General features: G+C 65.5%; 23 protein-coding genes. 18 read left to right on the plus strand and 5 right to left on the minus strand.

Annotation, left to right across the window (positions count from 1 at the left end; translation table 11 throughout):
- From CK486_RS18095 to CK486_RS13720, 5 genes are all read left to right on the plus strand, one after another.
- On the plus strand, positions 1-1020 hold a 1020-nt coding region (locus tag CK486_RS18095; protein WP_176481711.1), incomplete at its 5' end, for an MBG-2 domain-containing protein.
- Positions 1021-1037: 17 nt separating this feature from the next.
- Entirely contained in the window at positions 1038-2675 is a 1638-nt protein-coding gene (locus CK486_RS13705; protein WP_095940875.1) for a ShlB/FhaC/HecB family hemolysin secretion/activation protein, read from the plus strand.
- A 167-nt stretch (positions 2676-2842) separates the two neighbouring features.
- Complete coding sequence (locus CK486_RS13710) at positions 2843-3598, plus strand: SDR family NAD(P)-dependent oxidoreductase (protein ID WP_095940876.1); 756 nt, start codon at positions 2843-2845, stop codon at positions 3596-3598.
- 167 nt (positions 3599-3765) lie between these two features.
- Positions 3766-4248 carry an acyl-CoA thioesterase gene (locus CK486_RS13715; protein ID WP_095940877.1) on the plus strand — a complete coding sequence of 161 codons (483 nt, stop codon included), beginning with the start codon at positions 3766-3768 and terminating at the stop codon, positions 4246-4248.
- A 109-nt stretch (positions 4249-4357) separates the two neighbouring features.
- Positions 4358-4768: a DUF3301 domain-containing protein gene (locus CK486_RS13720; protein WP_095940878.1), complete on the plus strand. Its 411-nt coding sequence runs from the start codon at positions 4358-4360 to the stop codon at positions 4766-4768.
- Positions 4769-4782: 14 nt separating this feature from the next.
- Here CK486_RS13720 and CK486_RS13725 read toward each other — a convergent pair whose 3' ends face one another.
- Positions 4783-5655: an alpha/beta fold hydrolase gene (locus tag CK486_RS13725; protein ID WP_095940879.1), complete on the minus strand. Its 873-nt coding sequence runs from the start codon at positions 5653-5655 to the stop codon at positions 4783-4785.
- A gap of 112 nt (positions 5656-5767) precedes the next feature.
- Here CK486_RS13725 and CK486_RS13730 point away from each other — a divergent pair, with 112 nt between their 5' ends.
- Positions 5768-6127: a hypothetical protein gene (locus CK486_RS13730; protein ID WP_095940880.1), complete on the plus strand. Its 360-nt coding sequence runs from the start codon at positions 5768-5770 to the stop codon at positions 6125-6127.
- 19 nt (positions 6128-6146) lie between these two features.
- Here CK486_RS13730 and CK486_RS13735 read toward each other — a convergent pair whose 3' ends face one another.
- Positions 6147-7109: a GTP-binding protein gene (locus tag CK486_RS13735; RefSeq protein ID WP_095940881.1), complete on the minus strand. Its 963-nt coding sequence runs from the start codon at positions 7107-7109 to the stop codon at positions 6147-6149.
- A 123-nt stretch (positions 7110-7232) separates the two neighbouring features.
- Here CK486_RS13735 and CK486_RS13740 point away from each other — a divergent pair, with 123 nt between their 5' ends.
- Positions 7233-7586, plus strand: a complete 354-nt coding sequence (locus tag CK486_RS13740; RefSeq protein WP_095940882.1) for an NADH:ubiquinone oxidoreductase — start codon at positions 7233-7235, stop codon at positions 7584-7586.
- Here the strand turns inward: CK486_RS13740 and CK486_RS13745 are convergent.
- Genes CK486_RS13745 through dksA form a run of 3 tightly spaced genes read right to left on the minus strand, consistent with a single transcriptional unit; the run spans position 7583 to position 9844 of the window.
- Positions 7583-8224 (minus strand): DUF1826 domain-containing protein, encoded by a 642-nt coding sequence (locus CK486_RS13745; protein ID WP_095940883.1) that lies wholly within the window; start codon positions 8222-8224, stop codon positions 7583-7585. The two genes, CK486_RS13740 and CK486_RS13745, sit on opposite strands and share 4 nt — an antisense overlap.
- Positions 8224-9429 (minus strand): zinc metallochaperone GTPase ZigA, encoded by a 1206-nt coding sequence (gene zigA, locus CK486_RS13750; RefSeq protein ID WP_095940884.1) that lies wholly within the window; start codon positions 9427-9429, stop codon positions 8224-8226. Before zigA ends, CK486_RS13745 begins: the two co-directional genes overlap by 1 nt.
- On the minus strand, positions 9422-9844 hold the full coding sequence (gene dksA, locus CK486_RS13755; RefSeq protein WP_076424528.1) for an RNA polymerase-binding protein DksA: 423 nt from the start codon (positions 9842-9844) through the stop codon (positions 9422-9424). The genes zigA and dksA overlap by 8 nt, the downstream gene beginning before the upstream one ends.
- An 85-nt stretch (positions 9845-9929) precedes the next feature.
- On the opposite strand from dksA, the gene folE2 reads away from it, so the two are divergent.
- The 11 genes from folE2 (at position 9930) to CK486_RS13810 (ending at position 21679) form a co-directional block, all read left to right on the plus strand.
- Entirely contained in the window at positions 9930-10826 is an 897-nt protein-coding gene (folE2, locus tag CK486_RS13760) for a GTP cyclohydrolase FolE2 (protein ID WP_095940885.1), read from the plus strand.
- The gene (locus tag CK486_RS13765; protein WP_095940886.1) at positions 10823-11488 is read left to right on the plus strand and encodes a metal ABC transporter ATP-binding protein; all 666 of its coding nucleotides are present in this window, start codon (positions 10823-10825) and stop codon (positions 11486-11488) included. Before folE2 ends, CK486_RS13765 begins: the two co-directional genes overlap by 4 nt.
- Positions 11488-12348 carry a metal ABC transporter permease gene (locus tag CK486_RS13770; RefSeq protein WP_095940887.1) on the plus strand — a complete coding sequence of 287 codons (861 nt, stop codon included), beginning with the start codon at positions 11488-11490 and terminating at the stop codon, positions 12346-12348. The genes CK486_RS13765 and CK486_RS13770 overlap by 1 nt, the downstream gene beginning before the upstream one ends.
- Before the next feature lie 9 nt (positions 12349-12357).
- Positions 12358-13230 carry a metal ABC transporter substrate-binding protein gene (locus CK486_RS13775; RefSeq protein ID WP_095940888.1) on the plus strand — a complete coding sequence of 291 codons (873 nt, stop codon included), beginning with the start codon at positions 12358-12360 and terminating at the stop codon, positions 13228-13230.
- The gene (hisI, locus tag CK486_RS13780) at positions 13227-13634 is read left to right on the plus strand and encodes a phosphoribosyl-AMP cyclohydrolase (protein ID WP_095940889.1); all 408 of its coding nucleotides are present in this window, start codon (positions 13227-13229) and stop codon (positions 13632-13634) included. The genes CK486_RS13775 and hisI overlap by 4 nt, the downstream gene beginning before the upstream one ends.
- The gene (gene yidD, locus CK486_RS13785) at positions 13631-13876 is read left to right on the plus strand and encodes a membrane protein insertion efficiency factor YidD (protein WP_095940890.1); all 246 of its coding nucleotides are present in this window, start codon (positions 13631-13633) and stop codon (positions 13874-13876) included. The genes hisI and yidD overlap by 4 nt, the downstream gene beginning before the upstream one ends.
- Positions 13869-15209: a dihydroorotase gene (locus tag CK486_RS13790; protein WP_095940891.1), complete on the plus strand. Its 1341-nt coding sequence runs from the start codon at positions 13869-13871 to the stop codon at positions 15207-15209. Before yidD ends, CK486_RS13790 begins: the two co-directional genes overlap by 8 nt.
- 34 nt (positions 15210-15243) lie before the next feature.
- Complete coding sequence (gene thrS / locus CK486_RS13795) at positions 15244-17169, plus strand: threonine--tRNA ligase (protein ID WP_095940892.1); 1926 nt, start codon at positions 15244-15246, stop codon at positions 17167-17169.
- The gene (locus CK486_RS13800) at positions 17163-17744 is read left to right on the plus strand and encodes a 6-carboxytetrahydropterin synthase (protein WP_095940893.1); all 582 of its coding nucleotides are present in this window, start codon (positions 17163-17165) and stop codon (positions 17742-17744) included. Before thrS ends, CK486_RS13800 begins: the two co-directional genes overlap by 7 nt.
- 501 nt (positions 17745-18245) lie before the next feature.
- A complete protein-coding gene (locus tag CK486_RS13805; protein WP_176481712.1) occupies positions 18246-20033 on the plus strand; it encodes a TonB-dependent siderophore receptor in 1788 nt (595 codons plus the stop codon).
- 215 nt (positions 20034-20248) lie between these two features.
- The gene (locus CK486_RS13810; RefSeq protein WP_095940895.1) at positions 20249-21679 is read left to right on the plus strand and encodes a 4Fe-4S binding protein; all 1431 of its coding nucleotides are present in this window, start codon (positions 20249-20251) and stop codon (positions 21677-21679) included.

Genomic DNA, 21679 nt, shown 5'->3' on the forward strand with positions numbered 1-21679 from the left:
GCCCAGGGCAGCGCCACGGCGGGTGGCTTGGTCGGGTTCAACGACGGCAGCCTGCTGCGTGTCTATTCCACAGGCACGGCCAGCTCCAGCGTCGGCGCGGTCGGCGGCCTGGTGGGCAGCAATGTCGGCACCGCCACCGGCAGCTTCTGGAACACCACCACCAGCGGCCTGGCCCAGGGCGCCGGGGCCGGCAATGGCAGCGGCATCTCCGGGTTGACCAGCGCCCAGCTCACCCGCCTGGCGCCCTTCGTGGCGGCCGGCTGGAGTATCGATGACGCCGGCGGCACGGGTGCCACCTGGCGCATGTACGAGGGCCACAGCGCGCCGCTGCTGCGCAGCTTCATGACTGCCCTCAGCGTCAACGTCGGCAACGCCAGCAAGACCTACGACGGCAGCGCCACCAGCAGCACCGGCGCCCTGGTGTACCCCATCGGCTACGACCCGGCCCTGGTTTCCGGCAGCGCCCTCTACACCGCCAACAGCGCCAACGCCGGCACCTACAGCGGCGCCAACCTGCGTGCGAGCGGGCTCTATTCCAGCCAGTTCGGCTATGACATCGAGATGCTCGCCGGCACCCTGACCATCGACAAGGCCGCGCTGACCATCACTGCCAGCAATGCCAACAAGACCTACGGCCAAACTGCTTCGCTGAGTGGCTTCACCACCTCGGGCCTGATTGCGGGTGATCAGGTCAATGGGATGGATCTCACCAGCCTGGGCTCGCTATTCAACGCCAGCGCAGGCAACTACGCCATCGTCGCCAGCAATGCCCGAGGCACCGGGCTGGCCAACTACGACATCACCTATGTGGACGGCATACTGACCGTGATTGGCAACCTCTCCCCGTTGGCCAACCTCGTCGATCCGCAGCTCGCAGCGGCACAGTTGACCGCTCAACAGACCGATGAACTACCCTCCCGCCCCTTGATGATGACCAGCCCGAAACTCTTCGACGTCGAGACCTCCGGTCTGCAGCTGAACCTCGTCGATAGCGGTATCCGTCTTCCAGAAGGAATCTGAAGTTGCGTCCGAGTTCTATGCTGGCGGGTCTTGCCGCCTCTCTGATCACGCTGAGCGCCCATGCTGCCACAGCACCAGATGCCGGCCAGGTGCAACAAAGCGTTGATCAGGCCCCCTTGCAGTTACCTGCCAGACAACGTCTGGACATCAACCTGCCTGACGCACCGCCAGATCCGCTGGCCGAGGCCGGCCCACGCCTGCAAGTCAATGGATTCATCCTCGAAGGCAATGAGGCTCTGCCCAGTGCCGAGCTACTCGCACAACTTGCTGATCTTGCTGGACGAGAGCTGACAGTTGGTCAGTTGCAAATCGCTGCCAACCGCATCACTCGCCTCTACCGAGAGCGCGGCTATCCGCTGACCCGCGCTTACCTTCCCGCCCAGGAGATCGAGGGCGGTATAGTAAAGATCGCCGTGCTCGAAGGGCGCTACGGCCAAGTGCAGATCAACGACCAAGCAGGGCTGCGCGGCAGCGCCATCGCCCCATTGGAGGCACTGCAGCCAGGCGATGCAGTGCAAGGCAAAACGCTCGAACGCAGCCTGCTATTACTCCAGGACACGCCCGGCGTCGAAGTGAAATCGACCTTGCGTCCCGGCACCAGCACCGGGACCACTGATCTGCTAGTGGACGTACAGCGTGCTCCGCTGATCTCTGGCTCGGTGGATGCCGACAACTACGGGAATCGCTTTGTCGGCGAATACCGTCTAGGCGCCACCGTTGATTTCAATAACTCGCTTGGGCTCGGCGACCGTCTGACCTTACGCGCTATGGGTTCAGAAGAAGAGCAGCGCTATGGACGCATCGCCTACCAGTTACCACTCGGACCATGGGCAACTCAGTTCGGCCTGGCCTACTCGGACATGGACTACCAGTTGGGTAAGGACTTCGAAGATATCGAGGCCCATGGTAATGCACGCATCGCCAGCGTCTTCGCGCTGCAACCCTTGGTACGCTCCCGCGATTTCAGCCTCTATGGCCAGCTCCAGTTTGATGACAAGCGCCTCAAGGATGACGTCGACCTGGTCGACCAAAAAAGCGACAAACGTGACCGTGTGACTCTTCTTTCGCTTAACGGCAACAGTCGTGACACGCTGTTGGGTGGCGCCGTCAACAGCTTCGCGCTGTCCTGGAGTCAGGGCAGCCTGACGATTGACGGCGCAGAGGCGCAGCGCGGCGATGACCTAACAACCGGCACCCGCGGCCGATTCCACAAGATCAATTCCAGCCTGGTTCGTCTGCAACGCCTCAGCGATCGCTTCAGTCTCTATTCCCAGCTGCAGGCGCAATGGGCCGACGGCAACCTAGACAGCGTCGAGAAGCTATACCTTGGCGGTGCCTATGGCGTTCGGGCCTATCCGCAGGGCGAGGCATCAGGCGATCAAGGCTGGCTGGCCAACATGGAGCTGCGTTACGCCTTGAACGAGGCCTGGCAACTGTCCACCTTCCTCGATCATGGTCAGGTTCGGCTCAACAAGGAGCCCTGGACGCCGGAAGACAACCATCGCAACCTCTCAGGCGCAGGTGTAGGCGCACGCTGGGCCGCTCAGGAATGGCAGATCAGTACCTTCGCCGCCTGGCGCCTTGGAAATGCAGATCCCGAAAGCGACGTAGCAAGGACTCCGCGCATCTGGGCACAGGTTGTAAGGACATTCTGACGATCACAATGGGTATCGGGATGTACACCGTTAGCACGAGCACTGTCGGCAAGCGGATACGCCAGAGTGTAAAGCGCAGCCGCACCGTATTAGTAGCGACCCCCTAAACGAGCTCCGAGAACCATAGCGCTACGTACCCCTTAACTGGACGTATCAGGCCTTATTCTATGCAACCCGTCGTACTGATCACCGGCGCCGCCGGCGGCCTCGGCCGCGCCCTGGCGCAGCGTTTTCACCAGGGCAACTGGCGGGTGGTGGTCACCGACCAGAACGCCGCCGGGCTGGCCCAGCTGGGCCATGAAATGCCGCTGGCTGGCTGCATAACCGCCGACCTGCGCACGGCCGCTGCCTGTCGCGACGTGGTCGAGCGCACCCTCGGCCGCGTCGGCCGCCTGGATGCACTGGTCAACGCCGCCGGCATCTGGCGCGAAGGCCCGGTGGACACCTTCTCCGAGGAAGACTTCGACCTGGTCATGGCGGTCAACCTCAAGGCGCCCTTCTTCATGTGCTCGGCGGCCATCCCGCACCTGAAGGAAACCCGCGGCTGCATCGTCAATATCTCCAGCGATGCCGGTCATCAGGGCAACCAGAACGCCGCCGCCTACTGCGCCAGCAAGGGTGGCCTGACCCTGCTCGGCAAGACCCTGGCGCTGGATCTGGCGCCGCATGGCGTGCGGGTCAACACGGTATCGCCGGGCGATATCGACACACCCATGCTGGCCTTCCAGGCCCAGCAATATGGCAACGGCAACCCGATGGCCTACTACCGCGGCCTGCTGGACAAGTACCCGCAGGGTGACAAGGCCCGCTTCGTCCAGCCCGCCGAAGTGGCCGAGCTGGTGTACTTCCTCTGCCAGCCGACGGCCAGCGCCATTACCGGCGCCGATCTGGCCATCGACCTAGGGCTCTCGGCGGGCAAATAGGACATTGCCCTGCAGCACAGCCGGCAAAAGCCACCTGCGTCGGCTCGGCAGCAGCACTAAGGGATCGCCGAGTAGCCTGGTCGGACTCTTGCATACGGGGCAGCGCCCAACGCTTGACCCGAGACGCCGCTCGGCGTATCAAGCCCACCCCGCAACGAGGTATCCCGATGGACGCTGCCAACCCCGAACTCTCGATGACCGTGCTGATGACCCCGGACATGGCCAATTTTTCCGGCAATGTGCACGGCGGCAACCTGCTCAAGTACCTGGATCAGGTCGCCTATGCCTGCGCCAGCCGCTATGCCGGCTGCTACGTGGTGACCCTGTCGGTGGATCAGGTCAACTTCCGCCAGCCGATCCATGTCGGTGATCTGGTGACCTTCCTCGCCACCGTCAACTACACCGGGCGCAGCTCCATGGAAGTCGGCATCAAGGTAGTCGCCGAAGACATCCACAAGCGTCTGGTCCGCCACACCAACAGCTGCTTCTTCACCATGGTGGCCGTGGACGAAAACGGCAAATCGGTGGCCGTTCCGCCACTGCAGCCGCAGACCGCCGAGGGCAAGCGGCGTTTTGCCCAGGCTCAGCAGCGCCGGGCCCTGCGTCAGGAGCTGGAAGCCCGCTACCAGGCGATTGCCGAGCAACACTGAGGCACGCCGGTGACACCGGGCGGTGCACCGATCATGGTTTCCGGCCGCCCCGGCTGCGGCGGCCAGGCGCATGGTTTAAGCTGACAGCAAGCCGCTGAGGAACGCCCGCATGTTCAGCCTCGCCGATATGACCCTGGTTATGCTTTTTCTCGCCGTCGCCGCGTGGCTGTGGCGCGGTCATGGCATTCGCGAGCGCGCCCTGCTGCTGGCACGCCAGCACTGCGCCCGGCTGGATATCGAATTGCTCGACGAGAATGTCGCCCTGCGCGGCCTGCGCCTGCAGCGCGACGGACGCGGTCATCTGCGCCTGGCGCGGCTGTACGATTTCGAGTTCACCGTCACCGGCGACCAGCGCCTGCGCGGCAACCTAAGCATGTTCGGCCAGCAGCTCGGCCATATTCAGCTGGACGCCCACCCGCACCAAACCACGGCACAGGACAGTGCCAATGTGGTGCATATCGCCGAATGGAAGCGCAGCCACCCGAGCCTGCCTCCCCGGCGCGATGGCAGCGACGGCTGAGCCTGTAGCCCGGTTCAGCGCAACAGGAAGTCACGCACCCGCGCCGCACTGGCAGCGGGAAACTCCTGCATGAAGCAATGCCCGCCGGCGACCACCTGGCCACTGAAGTGCGGATTGCTAGCACAGCAGCGCGCCACCGACTTGGCCACGAAGGGATAACTGCGTTCGCCATGCAGCACCTGGGTGGGCACTGCGATTTTGGCCAGACTTGGCCACAGGCGGCGCGGGAAAGAGGCGAAGATTTCCGCCTCGCGACTCGGCTTGCACTTGAGTTCGACGCCGGTCGCGCTGTCCTTCAGCGCATGCTCGATGTAGGCGTTGAAAGCTGCGGCGTCCCAGCCGCGAAACATGCCGCGGTTGTGCAGGCTCTTCCAGGCCGCCTGTCGGTCCGGCCACTCGCGGCGGCGGCCACGGGCCTTCTGCGCCAGTGTATTGCGCTGGCTCAGACCCACCACATCGGACAGGGCCATCACCCCGATCATCGTCGGGCTAAACAGCACCGGATCGAGCAGCACGGCACGCCGGAACAGCTCGGGATGGCGCGCCAGGATCAGGCTGGTGAGCACCCCGCCAAAGCTGTGGCCGACGGCGAAACAGGGCACCGCGCCGAACACCCCGCGACCTGCCTCAAAGGCTTCCACGGCCAGCTCGGCGCTGCGGTTCCAGCCGTGAAAACGCCCGCCGTGATCGCTGTCGCCATGACCCTGAACGTCGCACAGCCACAGGTCGAAATCCTCGGCCAACAGCGCCAGCAGCGGCTCATAGACCCGTCCGCAGTAACCGTTGCCGTGCAGGAAGTGCAGCAGCGGTTTGCCCGACGGCGGCGTGTGCCAGCCACGCAGGGTAAAACCGGCGGAACAGGAGTGGGACCAGGGAAGCAGGTGCATGGGTAAACAGCCTTGAGCAAACTCAACCCGCATAGTATCGGCGCTGTCGGGCGACTCGTCAGTTCTGTGGCCATCGGGCATAGTCCGCGGCTGCACACAAGGAGGGAACAGGATGTTCGTCTTGCTGGAATCCACTCACGAAGGCTTTATCGAGCATCTGGGGCAACAACTGAATGCCTGCGGCATCGACTGCCATCTGCTGGCAATGGGACGTGCCGAGGATGGCGAGCTGCATTTCGCCCTGCGCCTGCCGCTGTACAGCCAGATGGCCAGGGCGCGCGAGCTGCTCTACCGCGACCGTCTGTTTGCCCTGCGCATCGATCCGGTTCACCAGCCGATGTTTCAGGCCCTGCGCGCCGAACCCCGGCAAAATCTGCTGCGCTGGCTCAGCTCGCCCAAAGCGCTGTATGTCAGCGCGACCTGCATGGCAGTGCTGGTGCTTGGCAGCCTGGTCGAACACTTCTGGCGCTGAGGCAACCAGACAAACGCAATCAGCTCCGGCAAGCCTGCATCGCTGCGTTTAACGCCGACTCGTCCTGAGCCTCGGCGAAGATCAGCTCCAGCCGCGAATCCTTGCGCCATTCACTGTTCTGCCAGTGCAGCGGGGCACCGTCCAGCGCGTTGACCGAGAGCCAGCCGGCATTGGTCTGCAGCACCAGCTTGGCGCGGCGCCAGTTCAGCGCCCCTAGCCATTGCTGAACCCGCAGCAGGTCGAACTGCTGACTGGGATGCCAGCGCCAGCCGATGCTCCAGCCCTCCGCGGCCTGCTGTACCTGGCAGATCGGCTGCTCGGGCGACGTCCAGATCTGTGCCAGCGGCGCAGTTCCCGTCGGCAGTTTCAGTCCGGCCTGCTCGGCGCCGGCCTGCACCTGATGACCCGGCAACTGATCGAACGCCAGCGCTCCCTGGCTGGTCCAGATCAGCGGACAGGGCGGCAACGCAGCCTGCACCCGGGCTCGTGCATCAGCGTCCAGCCCCTCGGCCTTGTTCAGCACCAGCAGGCCGGCCTCGCCCAGCGCCGCCTGCTGACTGGCGGGCAGGAGTTCGCCGCTGGCCAACGCCTGGGCATCCAGCACCAGCACGCAGGGCTGCAGCGCCAGCACCCCCTCCCAGGGCGCCGCAGCCAGTTGCTGCAGCAGCTCGGCGGGATGGCCAAGACCGGAGGGCTCGATCAGCAGCCGGTCCGGGCGCGACTGACGCAGCAGCCGCGAGAGTCCGACCTGAAAGGGCGCGCCATTGACGCAGCACAGGCAGCCTCCGGGAACCTCGGCCAGACCGATGCCATCCGCGCCGGTCGTCAGCAGTGCCGCATCCAGACCGATCTGGCCGAACTCGTTGATCAGCACCGCCCAGCGCTCACCCGCCGGCTTGTGCGCCAAGAGGTGGCGGATCAGGCTGGTCTTGCCTGCGCCCAGCGGGCCGGCAATCAGGTGGGTGGGAATATGACTGAGCATGGCTTCTCTCGGACGGCGCAAAGCGCCGATTAGGCATCAAGCAGGGGGACCACTCAAGCGCCGGGTTTTGCGCGCCGCACGGGCTTGCTAGAGTCGCGCCTTATTTTCAGCGGATTGCCCATCATGCGTATTGTCCTGACCCTCCTGCTGGCCGGCCTGCCCCTGCTGGCACAGGCCGAGGCCTGCATCATCCACAGCCAGAGCAATCAGCTGGATGTGAAGCTGTGTCAGGAGAACCGCACCATTCCCCAGCAGCTGTTCCGCAACGGCTTCTGTGCCCCGCAGCTGAAGGGGCAGAAGGTCGAAGTCAGCTTCGCCCCGCAATGCCCGAGCAGCAGCTACGGCGTGTGCCGCGGCGCCAAGGTCAGCGGCACGCCCTACCAGCAGGACATCCATTACTACGGCGTGGCCACCGATGCGACCTATCTCAAGCCCGCCTGCGAGCAGCAGTACAAGGGCGTGTGGATGGCGCGCTAGGCCAGCCAGTCCAGCGTCAGCAGCAGACGACGCTCACCCGGCGGCGGAGTCGGCGAGCGGTGAATCAACCCGGCGCCTTCATTGCCCGGCCATTTCTCGCCCTTGGCCAGCGCCACCCAGCCAGCTTCCAGACGCTGGATGCGCTCGCCGTCATGCGGTTCGGCCTGAGCCTCGCCGAGACGGCGGCGGTCCATGCCGCCTTCCTCCAGCCATTCACTGGCCACCCCGGCGTAGGTGCTGATCAGCCGCAGTGGCACGTGGTCGACGTGGAAGCGCGGGCACATCGGCTTGGTCAGGCTGCGCAGACGCAGACCGATACGCCGGGCACCGAGCAGGCAGGCAAATGCCTCGGCCAGCCAGGTGAGATCGGCAATGAAGGCGTCATAGCCATGAAAGTCGGCCTGCGACCGCAGCAGCGCGGGCAGGCGCAGCTGCTCGTCGGCGCCCACCTCGATCTGCACGGACTCCGCCACCTCCAGCGGCTGGGCCAGCAGGATGCGCACGAAGTCCTCGACCTGCGGCGCCAGGCGGCGCTGCCAGACCGCCAGGTTGACGCCCTCCTGCAGCGCCTCGGCAAGCACCTCGGGCTCGGCCCCCAGACACGCGCGGGGCGGCGGTCGCAGCTTGAGCGCCAGCATCAGGCGGCCTCCTCGGTCCAGGCGCCGAAGGGGTCGGGCAGGCGTTGCCAGGCTTCGGGGCCGGCGGCCATTTCGGCGTCGGTCAGCAGGCAGTCGTCCAGCTCGGCGCGCAGGCGCGCGAAGTCGATGTTCTGGCCGATGAACACCAGCTCCTGGCGGCAGTCGCCGACCTCGGCGCTCCATTTGCTCATGACGGTGCGCAGACCGTCCTCGTCCTCGGGCCACTGGGTCTTGGGCACGAAGCGCCACCAGCGCCCGGCATAGCCATGGCGCATCAGGCCGCCGGCCTGCGACCAGCTGCCGGCCTCCTGGTACTTGCTGGCCAGCCAGAAGTAACCCTTGGAGCGCAGCAGGCGGCCATTGACCCACTCGCGATTGAGGAAAGCGAAGAAGCGCTCTGGGTGGAAGGGCCGGCGCGCCTGGTAGGCGGTCGAGGCGATGCCGTACTCCTCGGTCTCCGGCACGTGCTCGCCACGCAGCTCCTTGAGCCAGCCGGGCGCCTGGGAAGCGCGGTCGAAATCAAAGCGACCGGTGTTGAGGATCTTCGCCAGCGGCGCCTGGCCCATCACCATCGGCACGATCTCGGCCTCGGTGTTGAGTCCGCGCAGGATGGCCGTCAGTTCCTCGCGCTCGGCGCTGGAGATCAAGTCGGTCTTGCTGATCAGGATGACGTCGGCGAACTCCACCTGTTCGATCAGCAGGTCGGTAATCGAGCGCTCGTCTTCCTCACCCAGCGTCTCGCCGCGACTGGCCAGACTCTCGGCGGCATGGAAATCGCGCAGGAAGTTCACCCCGTCGACCACCGTCACCAGCGTATCCAGGCGCGCCAGGTCGGACAGGCTCTGGCCCTGCTCGTCGCGGAAGGTGAAGGTCTCGGCCACCGGCAGCGGCTCGCTGATGCCGGTGGACTCGATCAGCAGGTAGTCGAAGCGGCCGTCGCGGGCCAGCCGCGCGACTTCCTCCAGCAGGTCTTCGCGCAGGGTGCAGCAGATGCAGCCGTTGCTCATCTCCACCAGCTTCTCGTCGGCGCGGTTGAGGCTGACGTCGCGCTGCACTTCGCTGCCGTCGATGTTGATCTCACTCATGTCGTTGACGATAAGCGCCACGCGCAGGCCGTCGCGATTCTTCAGCACGTGGTTGAGCAGGGTGCTCTTGCCGGCGCCGAGAAAGCCCGACAGCACGGTGACGGGTAAGCGGTTATCCATTGGGGTTTCCTCGCACATCACGGATATGGCGTTCGCGTTGTTCCTGACGTTCCTTGGCCTCGATGCACAGGCTGGCGGTGGGTCGCAGCAGCAGACGGCGCAGGCCGATCGGCTCGCCGGTCTCGCTGCACCAGCCGTACTCGCCGCGGGCCAGGCGCTCCAGCGCTTCGTCGATCTTGTCGAGCAGCTTCTTCTCCCGCTCCAGCAGGCGCAGCTGCCACTGGCGCTGCTCCTCGGCGCTGCCCAGATCGGCCGGATCGCTGGCCGGCTGCTGCTCGCGCAGCTGGCCGAACTCCTCGTCGATGCGCTGCTGCAGCTCGGCACGCTGCTCCAGCAGGCGCTGGCGGAAGAACGCCTGCTGCACCTCGTTCATGTAGGTGTCGGCAGGCATGGCAAGCAGGTCGGCTTCGCTGATCACGGGGTGGACTCGTCAGGGGTGTCGCTTTATTTTGTTATAACATAACATTTTGAACAACCGCCCTCGCCGCCACAGGTTCCCGATGAACGCCCTGACTCTCCCCGATATTGCCGCGCAAACCAGCGCCCAGGCGCAGCCCGCGCTGGACTTCGTCGGCATGCAGCAGATCGCCCTGCCCGTGCAGCTGGCCGGCATGCCGCTGGCCTGCCGGGTGGATGCCGGGGTCAGCCTGGATGATGCCAGCGCGCGGGGCATTCACATGTCGCGCCTGTACCTGGCACTGGAAGCCCTGGAACACCAGCCGCTGAGCCTGCCGGCCGTGCAGCGGGTGCTGCGCCAGTTCCTGGACAGCCACGAAGGCCTGTCGCAACGCGCCTACCTCAACCTGCGCGGCGAGCTGCTGCTCAAGCGCCCGGCCCTGGTCAGCCCGCTGGCCGGCTGGAAGGCCTACCCCGTGGAGCTCAACACCCGGCTGGACGCCACGGGGTTTCACGTGGAACTGCAGCTGACACTGGGCTATTCCTCGACCTGCCCGTGCTCGGCGGCGCTGGCCCGGCAACTGATTCAGAAGCGATTTGTGGACGATTTTGCCGGCAAATCACTCGATCATGCCGATATCATCGAATGGCTGGGCAGCTCACAGGGCATCCTTGCCACCCCGCACAGCCAGCGCAGCGAGGCGCGCCTGCAGCTGCACCTGGACCCGACGCTGCAGGAGCTGCCACTGCTGCACTGGCTGGACAGCGCCGAGGCCGCCCTGGGTACCGCCCTGCAGACGGCGGTCAAACGCGCCGATGAACAGGCCTTCGCCCTGGCCAACGGGCAGAACCTGATGTTCTGCGAGGACGCCGCGCGCCGCCTGCACCATAGCCTGCGCGAGCAGGACGGGCTGCTCGGCTTCGCCCTAGAAGTGGTGCACGCCGAAAGCCTGCATGCCCACGACGCCGTGGCCCGCAGCCAGTGGAGCCGGCCGGCATGATCCGCTGCGAGGGCCTGCAATGGGGACCGCCCGGCCGGCCACTGACCCCGCCGCTGGACCTGCACCTGGCAGCCGGCAGCCTGACCGCCGTGATCGGCCACAACGGCTGCGGCAAAAGCAGCCTGCTCAAGGTCATCGCCGGCTGGCAGGCGCCGCTGGCGGGCCGGGTGCGGGTGGAGGCGCCACGCCAGGGCGGCATCGGCGTGCTGATCCAGCAGCAGGCCTTCGACCGCCAGTTTCCCATTCGCCTGGACGCCCTGGTGGCCGGCGGACTGTGGTCGCAGAAGCACTCGCGCGCCGCACAACGGGCCAGGCTGGAGCAGACGCTGGAGCGCTGGCAGCTGAACGGGCTGCAGGCACTGCCGCTGGAGGCGCTGTCCGGCGGCCAGCTGCAGCGCGCCCTGCTCGCCCGCCTCGACCTGACCGGTGCCCGTCTGCTGTTGCTCGACGAACCGGAAGCGGCACTCGACGCCGAAGGCCAGGCGCTGTTCTGGCAACGCGCCCGCCAGTGGCAGGCCGAAGGCCGCACGCTGCTGGTGGTCAGCCACGCCGTGGGCCACCTTAGCGACTGGCTGGACAACGCCCTGCTGGTGTCCGCACAGGGCTGCATCCTGGCGCCGGTCAGCGAGCTGCGCGGCGCGCGGCTGGAGCGCGTGGCCTGATGATCGACCCGCTGTGGCAGCCCTTCGCCGAATTCGCCTTCCTGCGCCGCGCCCTGTTCGGTGGCCTGGCACTGGCCTGCAGCGCCGCACCGCTGGGGGTGTTCCTGATGCTGCGGCGCATGAGCCTGATTGGCGACGCCATCGCCCACGGCATCCTGCCCGGCGCCGCGCTGGGCTTCTGGCTGTTCGGCCTGAGCCTGCCGGCGCTGACCGCCGGTGGCCTGGTCGCTGGCCTGGGCATGGCCATGCTGGCCGCCTGGGTCACGCGTCGCACCGGGCTGCGCGAAGACACCAGCCTGGCCGCCCTGTACCCCATCTCGCTGGCCAGCGGCGTGCTGCTGCTCGGCCTGGCCGGGCGCAAGCTGGACCTGATGCACCTGCTGTTTGGCTCGGCGCTGGCGGTGGACCTGCCCACCCTGCACGGCATGCTCAGCGTGGCGGCCATCAGCCTGACCGTATTGCTGATGATCTACCGCCCGCTGGCGCTGGACAGCCTCGACCCGCTGTTCCTGCGCAGCGTCAGCCGCATCGGTCCGCTGGTGCACGGCCTGTTCCTGGCCCTGGTGGTGCTGAACCTGGTGATGGGCTTCCAGGCCATCGGCGCTTTGATGGTGGTCGGACTGATGATGCTGCCGGCCGCCGCCGCGCGCTTCTGGAGCCGCCACCTGCCACACCTGCTGCTGCTCGCCGCGCTGATCGGCGCCGCCAGCGTCTGGCTCGGCCTGCTGCTGTCCTACCACGCCGGCCTGCCGAGCGGACCCTGCATCGTCCTGCTGGCCGGGCTGGCCTACCTGATCTCGGTGATCGCCGGGCCGGTCCACGGTCTCTGGCGCCCGGCCCCCTTACCCACATCGCCCTGAGGAAAACCCATGCGCGCCCTGCTCGCCCTGATCGCTTTGCTCCTGCCGCTGTCACTGCCCGCCGCCGACAAGCCGCAGGTGGTCACCAGCTTCAGCATCCTCGCCGACCTGACCCGCGCCGTTGGCGGTGAGCACATCGCCCTGACCAACCTGGTCGGGCCCGACGAAGACGCCCATGTTTTCGAACCCAGCCCGGAACATGCGCGCACACTGCTGCAGGCCGACCTGATCATCGCCAACGGTCTGGGCTTCGAGCCCTGGCTGGAACGCCTGCTGGCCAGCAGCGAAGCGCGCGGCCGGCGCATCGACGCCAGCCAGGGCGTGCTGCCGCTGTGGCTGAAGGAGGACGGCGAGAAAGTCGCCGACCCACACGCCTGGCAGAGCCTGAGCAACGCCGAGATCTACGTGCGCAACATCACCCAGGCGCTCAGCCAGCTCGACCCGGCGCATGCCGACGCCTACGCCGCCAACCGCGACACCTACCTGGCCAAGCTGCATGCGCTGCTCAAGCAGGCCAATTCGCGCCTGGCCAACCTGCCGGCCAGCCAGCGCAAGGTGGTGACCAGCCACGATGCCTTCGGCTACCTGGGCCAGGCCTGGCAGCTGCAGTTCATCGCGCCGCAGGGCCTGTCCACCCATGACGAGCCGTCCGCTGCCGAAGTCGCCGCACTGATCCGTCAGCTGCGCAGCGAAGGCGTGCGCGCCGTGTTCGTGGAAAACATCCGCGACCCGCGTCTGGTACGGCAGATTGCCGACGAGGCCGGAGCCCGCGTCGGCGGCACCCTGTATTCCGATGCCCTGGCCAGCGCGGGGCCGGCCAGCACCTACCTGGGCATGTTCCAGCACAACCTCGACACCCTGCTGGCCGCGCTCAAACCATGAACCTGTGGCTGCAACTGGAGCAGGCCGGGCTGGGCGACAGCCGCCCGCTGGCCGAGGTGCTGGCGGCCATCCCCTGGAGTGCCGACGGCCTGATCGCCGCCATCGCCCAACAGCACGACAGCGGCGAGGTGCTGATGCTGGCCTGGATGAACCGGGCGGCATTGGAGGAAACCCTCGCCAGCGGTCAGGTTTGCTACTGGTCGCGGTCGCGCCAGCAACTGTGGCGCAAGGGCGAAACCAGCGGCCACCGCCAACGGCTGGTCGAGGCACGCCTGGACTGTGACGGCGACGCCGTGCTGCTACTGGTCGAGCAACAGGGCCCGGCCTGCCACACCGGTCGCCCCAACTGCTTCTACAACGCCATCCGCGATGAACGGGTGTGCGTGATCAGCGTGCCGCAATGAAACGCCCGCTGCTGGGCCTGGTGCGGCTCTACCAGTACCTGATCAGCCCCCTACTCGGGCCGCGCTGCCGCTTCCATCCCAGCTGCTCGCACTACGCCATCGAAGCCATCGAACGCCACGGAACGCTGCGTGGCAGCTGGCTGGCCGTGCGCCGCCTGGGCCGCTGCCACCCCTGGCACCCGGGCGGTTATGACCCGGTGCCAACGCCCCCTCACTGCAATCGGGAACATCCCCATGACTGATCTGCTGATCCGGAACGCCCGCCTGATCAACGAGGGCCGCGAGTTCGAGGCTGACCTGCTGGTACGCCACGGCCGCATCGAGAAGATCGCCACCAGCATCAGCGGACTCAATGCCCACACCGAGATCGACGCCGCCGGGCAGTACCTGCTGCCGGGCATGATCGACGACCAGGTGCACTTCCGTGACCCCGGCGCGCCGCACAAGGGCAGCTTCGCCACGGAATCCCGCGCGGCCGTGGCCGGCGGCATCACCAGCGTGATGGACATGCCCAACACCAACCCGCCAACGCTCAATCTTGATGCGCTGGAGGCCAAGGAGCGACGCGCGGCCAGCTGCTCCATGGCCAACTTCGGTTTCCACTTCGGCGTCAGCCACGAAAACCTCGACATCGTCGCGGCACTCGACCCCAACCGGGTGGCGGCGGTGAAGGTGTTCATGGGCGCCAGCACCGGCAACATGCTGGTCGACGACCTGCCCTCGCTGGAGCGCCTGTTCCGTGATTGCCCGACCATTGTCCTCACCCACTGCGAATACACCCCACGCATCCGCGAGCGCGAATTGCTCTGGCACAACCGCTATGGCGAGCAGATTCCGCCCGATCAGCACCCGCTGATCCGCGATGCCGAGGCCTGCTACCAGTCCTCCAGCCTGGCCGTGAGCCTGGCGCGCCGCTTCGATACCCAGCTGCACGTGCTGCACATCACCACCGCCCGCGAGCTGAGCCTGTTCCAGCCAGGCCCGCTGGCCGGCAAGCAGATCACCGCCGAGGTCTGCGCCCATCACCTGTACTTCGATGACCGCGACTACGCGGCGCTCGGCCACCTGATCAAGTGCAACCCGGCGATCAAGACCCAGGCCGACCGCAACGCCCTGCGCCAAGCTCTGCTCTGCGGGCGGCTGGACATCATCGGCACCGACCACGCCCCGCATACCCTGGACGAGAAGCAGCGCCCCTACCTGCAGGCGCCGTCCGGCCTGCCGCTGGTGCAGCACGCCCTGCCGGCCCTGCTGGAACTGGTGGCCGACGGCCTGCTGCCCCTCACCACTCTGGTGGAGAAGACCAGTCATGCGGTGGCGCAGCGCTTTGCCATCGAGCAGCGCGGCTACCTGCGCGAAGGCTACTGGGCCGACCTGACGCTGATCGAACGCCTGGCCGAGCCGCGCCCGGTGGCCGCCGACCCGATCCTCGCCCACTGCGGCTGGACGCCCTTCCAGGGCCGCGCCTTCCGCCATGCCGTACGCAGCACCGTCGTCTCCGGCCAACTGGCCTGGCATGAGGGCCAGCTGCAACACGATTGCCAGGGGTTGCCGCTGCGCTACCAGCGCGGCTGAGCCCTCCGTTAACCGACCTGATCAGAGAACCGACATGCCCAGCATCACCCTGCCCGATGGCAGCCAGCGTCACTATGCCCAACCCCTGAGCGTGGCCGAAGTCGCCGCCGATATCGGCCCCGGCCTGGCCAAGGCCGCCCTGGCCGGCCGCCTGAATGGCCGCCTGGTGGACACCAGCGCCTTGATCGACCACGACGCCCAGCTCAGCCTGATCACCGCGCGCGACCCCGAGGGCCTGGAGCTGCTGCGCCACTCCTGCGCACACCTGCTGGCCATGGCGGTCAAGCAGCTGTATCCCAGCGCCCAGGTGACCATCGGCCCGGTGATCGAGGACGGCTTCTACTACGACTTCGCCTTCGAGCGCCCCTTCACCCCAGATGACCTGGCGCTGATCGAGGCGCGTATGAGCGAGCTGGCAGCCGCCGACCTGCCCGTCAGCCGCCGCGAGCTGCCACGTGATGAAGCCATCGCCCATTTCGCGGCCCAGGGTGAGCACTACAAGGCCGAGCTGATCCGCGACATTCCGGCCGGCGAAGTGCTGTCGCTGTACCGCCAGGGCGACTTCGAAGACCTCTGCCGCGGCCCGCATATCCCGCGCACCGGCCATCTGCAGGCGTTCAAGCTGACCAAGGTGGCCGGCGCCTACTGGCGCGGCGATGCGAAGAACGCCGCGCTGCAACGCATCTACGGCACCTGCTGGGCCAACAGCAAAGAGCTCAAGGCCCATCTCACCCGTCTGGAAGAAGCCGGTAAGCGCGACCACCGCAAGCTCGGCCCGCAACTCGATCTGTTCCATTTCGACGACTGCGCCCCGGGCTCGGTGTTCTGGCACCCCAAGGGCTGGACCCTGTTCCAGCAGCTGATCAACTACATGCGCCAGCAGCAGGACGCCGCCGGCTATGTCGAGGTCAACACCCCGGACGTGATGGACCGCAGCCTGTGGGAAACCTCCGGGCACTGGTTCAACTACCGCGAGGCCATGTTCACCACCAGCACCGAGGACGAGCGCGTTTTCGCCCTCAAGCCGATGAACTGCCCCGGTGCCGTGGCGCTGTTCGCCCGCGGCCTGAAGAGCTACCGCGACCTGCCGCTGCGCATGGCCGAGTTCGGCAAGGTGCACCGCTACGAGCCGTCCGGCGCGCTGCACGGACTGCTGCGCGTGCGCCACTTCACCCAGGACGACGCGCACATCTTCTGCACCGCCGCGCAGATGGAACAGGAATGCGCCGACACCATCGCCCTGGTGTTCGCCATCTACCGTGACTTCGGTTTCAACGAAGTGGCGGTGAAGCTGTCCACCCGCCCGGCCAACCGCATCGGCAGCGACGCCACCTGGGATCAGCTGGAAGGCGCGCTGTCCGGCGCGCTGCAACGGATGAACATCGACTACCAGCTAAACCCCGGCGAAGGTGCGTTCTACGGGCCCAAGCTGGAGTTCGTCCTGCGCGATGCGATCGGCCGCGACTGGCAGTGCGGCACCCTGCAGGTGGACCTCAACCTGCCGGAGCGCTTCGACATCAGCTACGTCAACGAACAGGGCGAACGCGAACGCCCGGTGATGCTGCACCGCGCCCTGTTCGGCTCGCTGGAACGCTTCACCGGCATTCTCATTGAGCACTACAGCGGGCTGTTCCCGCTGTGGCTAGCCCCGCAGCAGGCGGCCGTGCTGACCATTTCCGAAGGGCAGAACGACTACGCCCGCCAGGTACTCGCCGCCCTCAAGCGCGCCGGCCTGCGTGCGGCGGCGGACCTGCGCAATGAGAAGATCGGCTACAAGATCCGCGAAGCCACCCTGCAGAAGGTGCCCTACCTGTTGGTGATCGGCGAACAGGAGAAGGCCGAGGGCCGCGTCACCCTGCGCAGCCGCGCCGGCGACAACCTCGGCAGCCTGGCGCTGAATGATCTGGTCGAACGGCTGCACACGGAGGCACGTATGCCCGGCCAGGAGCCGGCATGCTGATCCGCAAGCTGTTCAAGTTCGAGAGCGCGCATATCGTGCGCGGCTGCAGCAGCCGGCGCTGCTCGCGCTCGCTGCACGGCCACTCGTACAAGATCGAACTGCTGCTGGAGGCCCACGCTCTGGATAACGGCCAGATGGTCTACGACTTCGGGCTGCTCAAAGGCGATGTGCGCGACCTGATCGACGCCTTCGACCACGCAGTAACCTTCTGGGACGGTGACGACCCCAACTACATTGCCAGCTGCCAGCGCTTCTCCGAGCGCTGGATCAGCCTGCCGGTATCGCCCAGCGCCGAGCAGTTCTCCCGGGTGATCTTCCGCCTGGTGGACGGCCTGCTGCAGCTGACCGAGATGGTCAACGGCGAACAGGACGTGCGGTTGCACTCGGTGATCGCCCACGAGACCGAAACCGGCTATGCCCAGTGCTTCCGCGAGGATGCCTACAACCCGCGCATGGGCGATTTCCGGCTGGAGCAGATCCGCTTCTCCGAACGCATCTGCCAGGAGTGGCGGGATCCGGGATTGTTTCAGCGGCTGCTGGAAAATCGACGCTCGCGCAACGCACCACTATGCTGACATTCAAGAGGGCGCCTGCGGCAATCAGTCCGGCTGCAGGCAAAAGAGTTTCCAATACAATAATGCCCCCTAAAAGGTCACCCTGATGCCGCTTTCCCAATCATCTCGCGACTGGCTAATCGCCTTTGCCCTTGCCGGCATGCTGCTACGTGCCAGCTTGCTGGTCTGGGCAGCGCCATTGATGACGGCTAGCGACTTCATGCTGTTCTGCAGCTCTCAGGGTGCGCAATGGCTGGATGTCAGTGACGAAGACGACTCAGGCCATACACTCTGTGCGCAATGCGCCACTCAGGCCAGCACACTGCCGGTCTGGTCGTATCTGCCGCCAGCACCCCCGATGTTGGATAGCCAGGCCGCTCAACTGCAGGATCAGTTGCTGCGGTGGTATCCCCCCTTCTTGCTAGCGCCCCCCAACCGAGCTCCCCCTACCCACGCCTGATGCTTGTGTTAACGCCTGGCCAATGCTGTGCCGGGCATGTCTTTGCACTCAGGAATCTATCCATGTCCCGTATTCCCGCTTTGGCACTCACGGCCCTTGCCTGCGCCACCAGTTCCTCTCTGTTTGCTGCTCCTCTGGAGCTGGAAGAAATGGTGGTGACCGCCACCGGTACTCCGCAGCCAATTGAAGATGTACAGGCCTCGGTCCAGGTGATCGATCGTCAAGAGCTGAACCAGCACTCAGCTCATAGCGTCACCGAGGTGCTCAAGTCCGCCACCGGTGTACAAACCAACAATTCCGGTGCCACCGGCGCCATTTCGATTCGCGGCTTCAACAGCAACCAGAGCCTGGTACTGATCAACGGCCAGCGCCGTACCAACAATTACAGCAGCAACAACCCCAACCAGATCAGCACCTTCGATATCGAACGTATCGAGATCGTACGAGGCCCCATGTCCTCACTGTATGGCTCGGATGCATTGGGTGGGGTCGTCAACATCATCACGCGCCAGCCGGGTGAAGACCCGGGGATCAGCACTCAGGTAACCGCCGGTGCCGCACGCGAGGGACGCGAAACCCTGCAGACAGGGCTCAACGCACGCTTTGGCGACAGTACCCTGGGCCACTCGCTGACGCTGGAACAGGAGCAGCGCCAGCCTCTGCACCACGAGGATTCGACTCAGGACGATGCCGGGCGGCTGATCAACCTGTCGGCCGCCTACCGAGGCAAGTGGACACCGAATGAGGTGCAATCGCTGGGCTGGGCAGTAGAAATTTTCGATCGCGACAATGACCGCGATGCCGAAGCACTGGTGCGCCGCCCCGGTGGCGGCCCGCCTGTCTTCGATAGCGTGGCTTACAGCAACTATGAAGACGAGCAACGCAATTTCTACGGCCTCGACTATCAACGACTGATCGGTGCCGGCGAACTCAAACTGCGCAGCAGTTATGGCCGCAGCAGCGGTGCTACCAACCGCAGCTTCCCCGAGACGCTGAAAGAAAACACGCTCTACAAGCAATACCAAAGTGACGCGCTGTATAGCCTGCCGATCTTCGACAGCCACAAGCTGACTCTCGGCGGTGGCTATAACCGTGACGAGCTGGATGTGACCATCAACTCGCAGTCGGCGGCCCGCGATAACAGCTTTGCGCTGCTGCAGGACGAATGGCAGATCAATGAGTCGTGGACACTGGTTGCCGGCGGCCGCTATGACCGCTTCGACGACTTCGACAACGCCCTCACCCCCAAAGCCAGTCTGGGTTGGAGTGATGAAGGCTGGCGCGCCCGCCTGGGTTATGGCGAAGGCTTCCGCGCCCCCTCGCTACTGGAGCAGTACGCCAGCTTCAGTCGCGGCGGTGGCTCCAGCGTCATCACCGGCAACCCGGACCTGCAGCCAGAACAATCGAAATCCTGGGAGCTGGCGTTCGGCCGCACCTTGGGCGATCTCGATCTGGATGCCGTGCTGCACCACAGTGACGTGGATGACCTGATCAACGCGCGCCTGGTGCGCAGCGTGCCCATTGGTGGCGGTCGCTTCCGGGGCTTCTATGAGTATGAAAACGTGGACAAGGCACGTATCCGTGGCCTTGAGCTGAATGCCAAGTGGCAAGCCACCGACGCTCTGACCCTGCAAGCCGGCTATGACTGGCTGGATGCCATTGATGCCAATACGGATCAACGTCTGGAAGGCCGTGCTCGGCGCACCTACCGCCTGGAAAGCAGCTATGCCCTGGCTGAAGACTGGCGCGTCACGCCCGCGCCCGCCACACCGGCGACTACCTGTCGCGCAAGCCGGACTGCCGGGTCAACTGCCCGCTGTATGACACCCGTCAGACGCTGGTCGATCTGAACATCAGCCACAACCTGACCGAGCAGGTCGAGCTGTTTACCGGGATCGACAACGTCTTCGATCAGCGTGACCCCAGCAACTACGTCAACAACAACGCCGGCACTGGCGGCGGCAGGACCGATCCTGACGCCCGCTATTTCTACGTCGGCAGCCGTGTCGAGTTCTGAGCCTAACGCGCCTGCCGGCCTCCGCGCCGGCAGGTTGAGGAAAACCACATGAACGAACACATCATTGCGCGGGAAAGCCATTCAAAAGCTACGGCACGCGGCCTGAATCTGACGGGCCTGCCCCTGCTTGGCCCGGTACTGCGCCACCCAGTATTCATGACCAGCCTGCAACTGATCAGCGTCTCGCTGTTACTGCTGGCCATTGGTCTGGGGATTTTCAGTGAAGACCGCAAGGACGGCCTCACCGTCCTGTTGTTCTGGGGCATCTTCTGGCCCTTGCTGACCTGCGTGATCACCCCCAGCCTGGGACCGGCATTCTGTGCCGTCTGCCCGCATGGCGCGCTGGGTAAGTGGCTGCAACGCTTCAGCCTGAAGCGGCGCTTTCCCAGGGCCCTGCGGGGCGCCTGGATCAGCCTGAGCCTGATATTCCTGGGCTATTGGGTACTGGCTTTCAGCGCCCCCAGCTTGCTGAGCGCCTCCACTCAAACCACAGCCTGGTACTTCCTGCTGTTCACCCTGTTCGCTGTCGGCTGCTTCCTGTTCTATGCCGACATGGCCTACTGCAAGCACATCTGTCCGCTGGGTCGGGTGCTGGCCAGTCACGGCAAGGCTGGGGGCCTGAGCATCCGCACTGAACAAAGCGACTGCAGCAGTTGCAGCACCTTCGAATGCGCCAAAGCCTGTCATTACCACCTGTCGCCGTTCCGCTTCGAGGAACGCAACAACATGGACAACTGCACCCTGTGCCTCGATTGCGTGCAAGCCTGCGACAGCGCCGAACTGCACTGGATGCGTCCGGGCAAAAACCTGAGCCAGCCCATCAAACGCGCTGATCCACATGACTACTGGGTAATCATCCTGATTCTGGCCATTGCCGGCGTGGGTATTCAGTTTCTGCACGGTTTGCAACACACCGGCCTGCGCGACAGCCTGCCGTGGAATGTGGCTGGCCAGTGGCTGCACCAAAGCCTGGCGCTGAGCACCGATACCTGGAATCTCTCTGGGCTGCTGGCACTGCTGCTCGCCCTACTGCTGACCGTGCCTGTTGCGACGCTGGGCTATCGGGCGGCAGCGCGCCTACTCAAACAACCGCCACAGACACTGGCACTCGACCTGGCTTACGCACTGGCACCCATGGCCATCCTCGGCCTGATCCCCCATGCGGTTGGTACCTTTGCCATGAAGTACGGCCCGGCGCTGGTCAATGAAACAGGCGCATTACTCGGCTACGCCTGGCATGCCGAGCCCTTCGCCCAACGCGGCGATACCTGGCTGAAGGTCGTCAACCTGCTGCCCTGGCTGGGCATACTCTGGAGCCTGCGACTGACTTGGCAACGGGCCTCGCGCTGGACAACCGGCAAGGCACAACTGCTCGCCATCTGGGCGCTGGCCTGCGCGCCAATCTGGCTATATAGCGCGGTGATGCTGATTAAAGTGGCGGCATTTATCCTGTTGCCACTGCCACATATGCATCACTGA

The sequence above is a fragment of the Pseudomonas sp. HAR-UPW-AIA-41 genome (assembly GCF_002304225.1).
In the GTDB taxonomy this organism is placed as follows: Bacteria; Pseudomonadota; Gammaproteobacteria; order Pseudomonadales; family Pseudomonadaceae; genus Aquipseudomonas.

What these genes read in the sequence shown, in the direction of transcription:
- CK486_RS13705 (WP_095940875.1), top strand. Translation starts at nt 1,038, where the DNA reads ATGCTGGCGGGTCTTGCCGCCTCTCTGATCACGCTGAGCGCCCATGCT.
- CK486_RS13710 (WP_095940876.1), top strand. Translation starts at nt 2,843, where the DNA reads ATGCAACCCGTCGTACTGATCACCGGCGCCGCCGGCGGCCTCGGCCGC.
- CK486_RS13715 (WP_095940877.1), top strand. Translation starts at nt 3,766, where the DNA reads ATGGACGCTGCCAACCCCGAACTCTCGATGACCGTGCTGATGACCCCG.
- CK486_RS13720 (WP_095940878.1), top strand. Translation starts at nt 4,358, where the DNA reads ATGTTCAGCCTCGCCGATATGACCCTGGTTATGCTTTTTCTCGCCGTC.
- CK486_RS13725 (WP_095940879.1), bottom strand. Translation starts at nt 5,655, where the DNA reads ATGCACCTGCTTCCCTGGTCCCACTCCTGTTCCGCCGGTTTTACCCTG.
- CK486_RS13730 (WP_095940880.1), top strand. Translation starts at nt 5,768, where the DNA reads ATGTTCGTCTTGCTGGAATCCACTCACGAAGGCTTTATCGAGCATCTG.
- CK486_RS13735 (WP_095940881.1), bottom strand. Translation starts at nt 7,109, where the DNA reads ATGCTCAGTCATATTCCCACCCACCTGATTGCCGGCCCGCTGGGCGCA.
- CK486_RS13740 (WP_095940882.1), top strand. Translation starts at nt 7,233, where the DNA reads ATGCGTATTGTCCTGACCCTCCTGCTGGCCGGCCTGCCCCTGCTGGCA.
- CK486_RS13745 (WP_095940883.1), bottom strand. Translation starts at nt 8,224, where the DNA reads ATGCTGGCGCTCAAGCTGCGACCGCCGCCCCGCGCGTGTCTGGGGGCC.
- zigA (WP_095940884.1), bottom strand. Translation starts at nt 9,429, where the DNA reads ATGGATAACCGCTTACCCGTCACCGTGCTGTCGGGCTTTCTCGGCGCC.
- folE2 (WP_095940885.1), top strand. Translation starts at nt 9,930, where the DNA reads ATGAACGCCCTGACTCTCCCCGATATTGCCGCGCAAACCAGCGCCCAG.
- CK486_RS13765 (WP_095940886.1), top strand. Translation starts at nt 10,823, where the DNA reads ATGATCCGCTGCGAGGGCCTGCAATGGGGACCGCCCGGCCGGCCACTG.
- CK486_RS13770 (WP_095940887.1), top strand. Translation starts at nt 11,488, where the DNA reads ATGATCGACCCGCTGTGGCAGCCCTTCGCCGAATTCGCCTTCCTGCGC.
- CK486_RS13775 (WP_095940888.1), top strand. Translation starts at nt 12,358, where the DNA reads ATGCGCGCCCTGCTCGCCCTGATCGCTTTGCTCCTGCCGCTGTCACTG.
- hisI (WP_095940889.1), top strand. Translation starts at nt 13,227, where the DNA reads ATGAACCTGTGGCTGCAACTGGAGCAGGCCGGGCTGGGCGACAGCCGC.
- yidD (WP_095940890.1), top strand. Translation starts at nt 13,631, where the DNA reads ATGAAACGCCCGCTGCTGGGCCTGGTGCGGCTCTACCAGTACCTGATC.
- CK486_RS13790 (WP_095940891.1), top strand. Translation starts at nt 13,869, where the DNA reads ATGACTGATCTGCTGATCCGGAACGCCCGCCTGATCAACGAGGGCCGC.
- thrS (WP_095940892.1), top strand. Translation starts at nt 15,244, where the DNA reads ATGCCCAGCATCACCCTGCCCGATGGCAGCCAGCGTCACTATGCCCAA.
- CK486_RS13800 (WP_095940893.1), top strand. Translation starts at nt 17,163, where the DNA reads ATGCTGATCCGCAAGCTGTTCAAGTTCGAGAGCGCGCATATCGTGCGC.
- CK486_RS13805 (WP_176481712.1), top strand. Translation starts at nt 18,246, where the DNA reads ATGTCCCGTATTCCCGCTTTGGCACTCACGGCCCTTGCCTGCGCCACC.
- CK486_RS13810 (WP_095940895.1), top strand. Translation starts at nt 20,249, where the DNA reads ATGAACGAACACATCATTGCGCGGGAAAGCCATTCAAAAGCTACGGCA.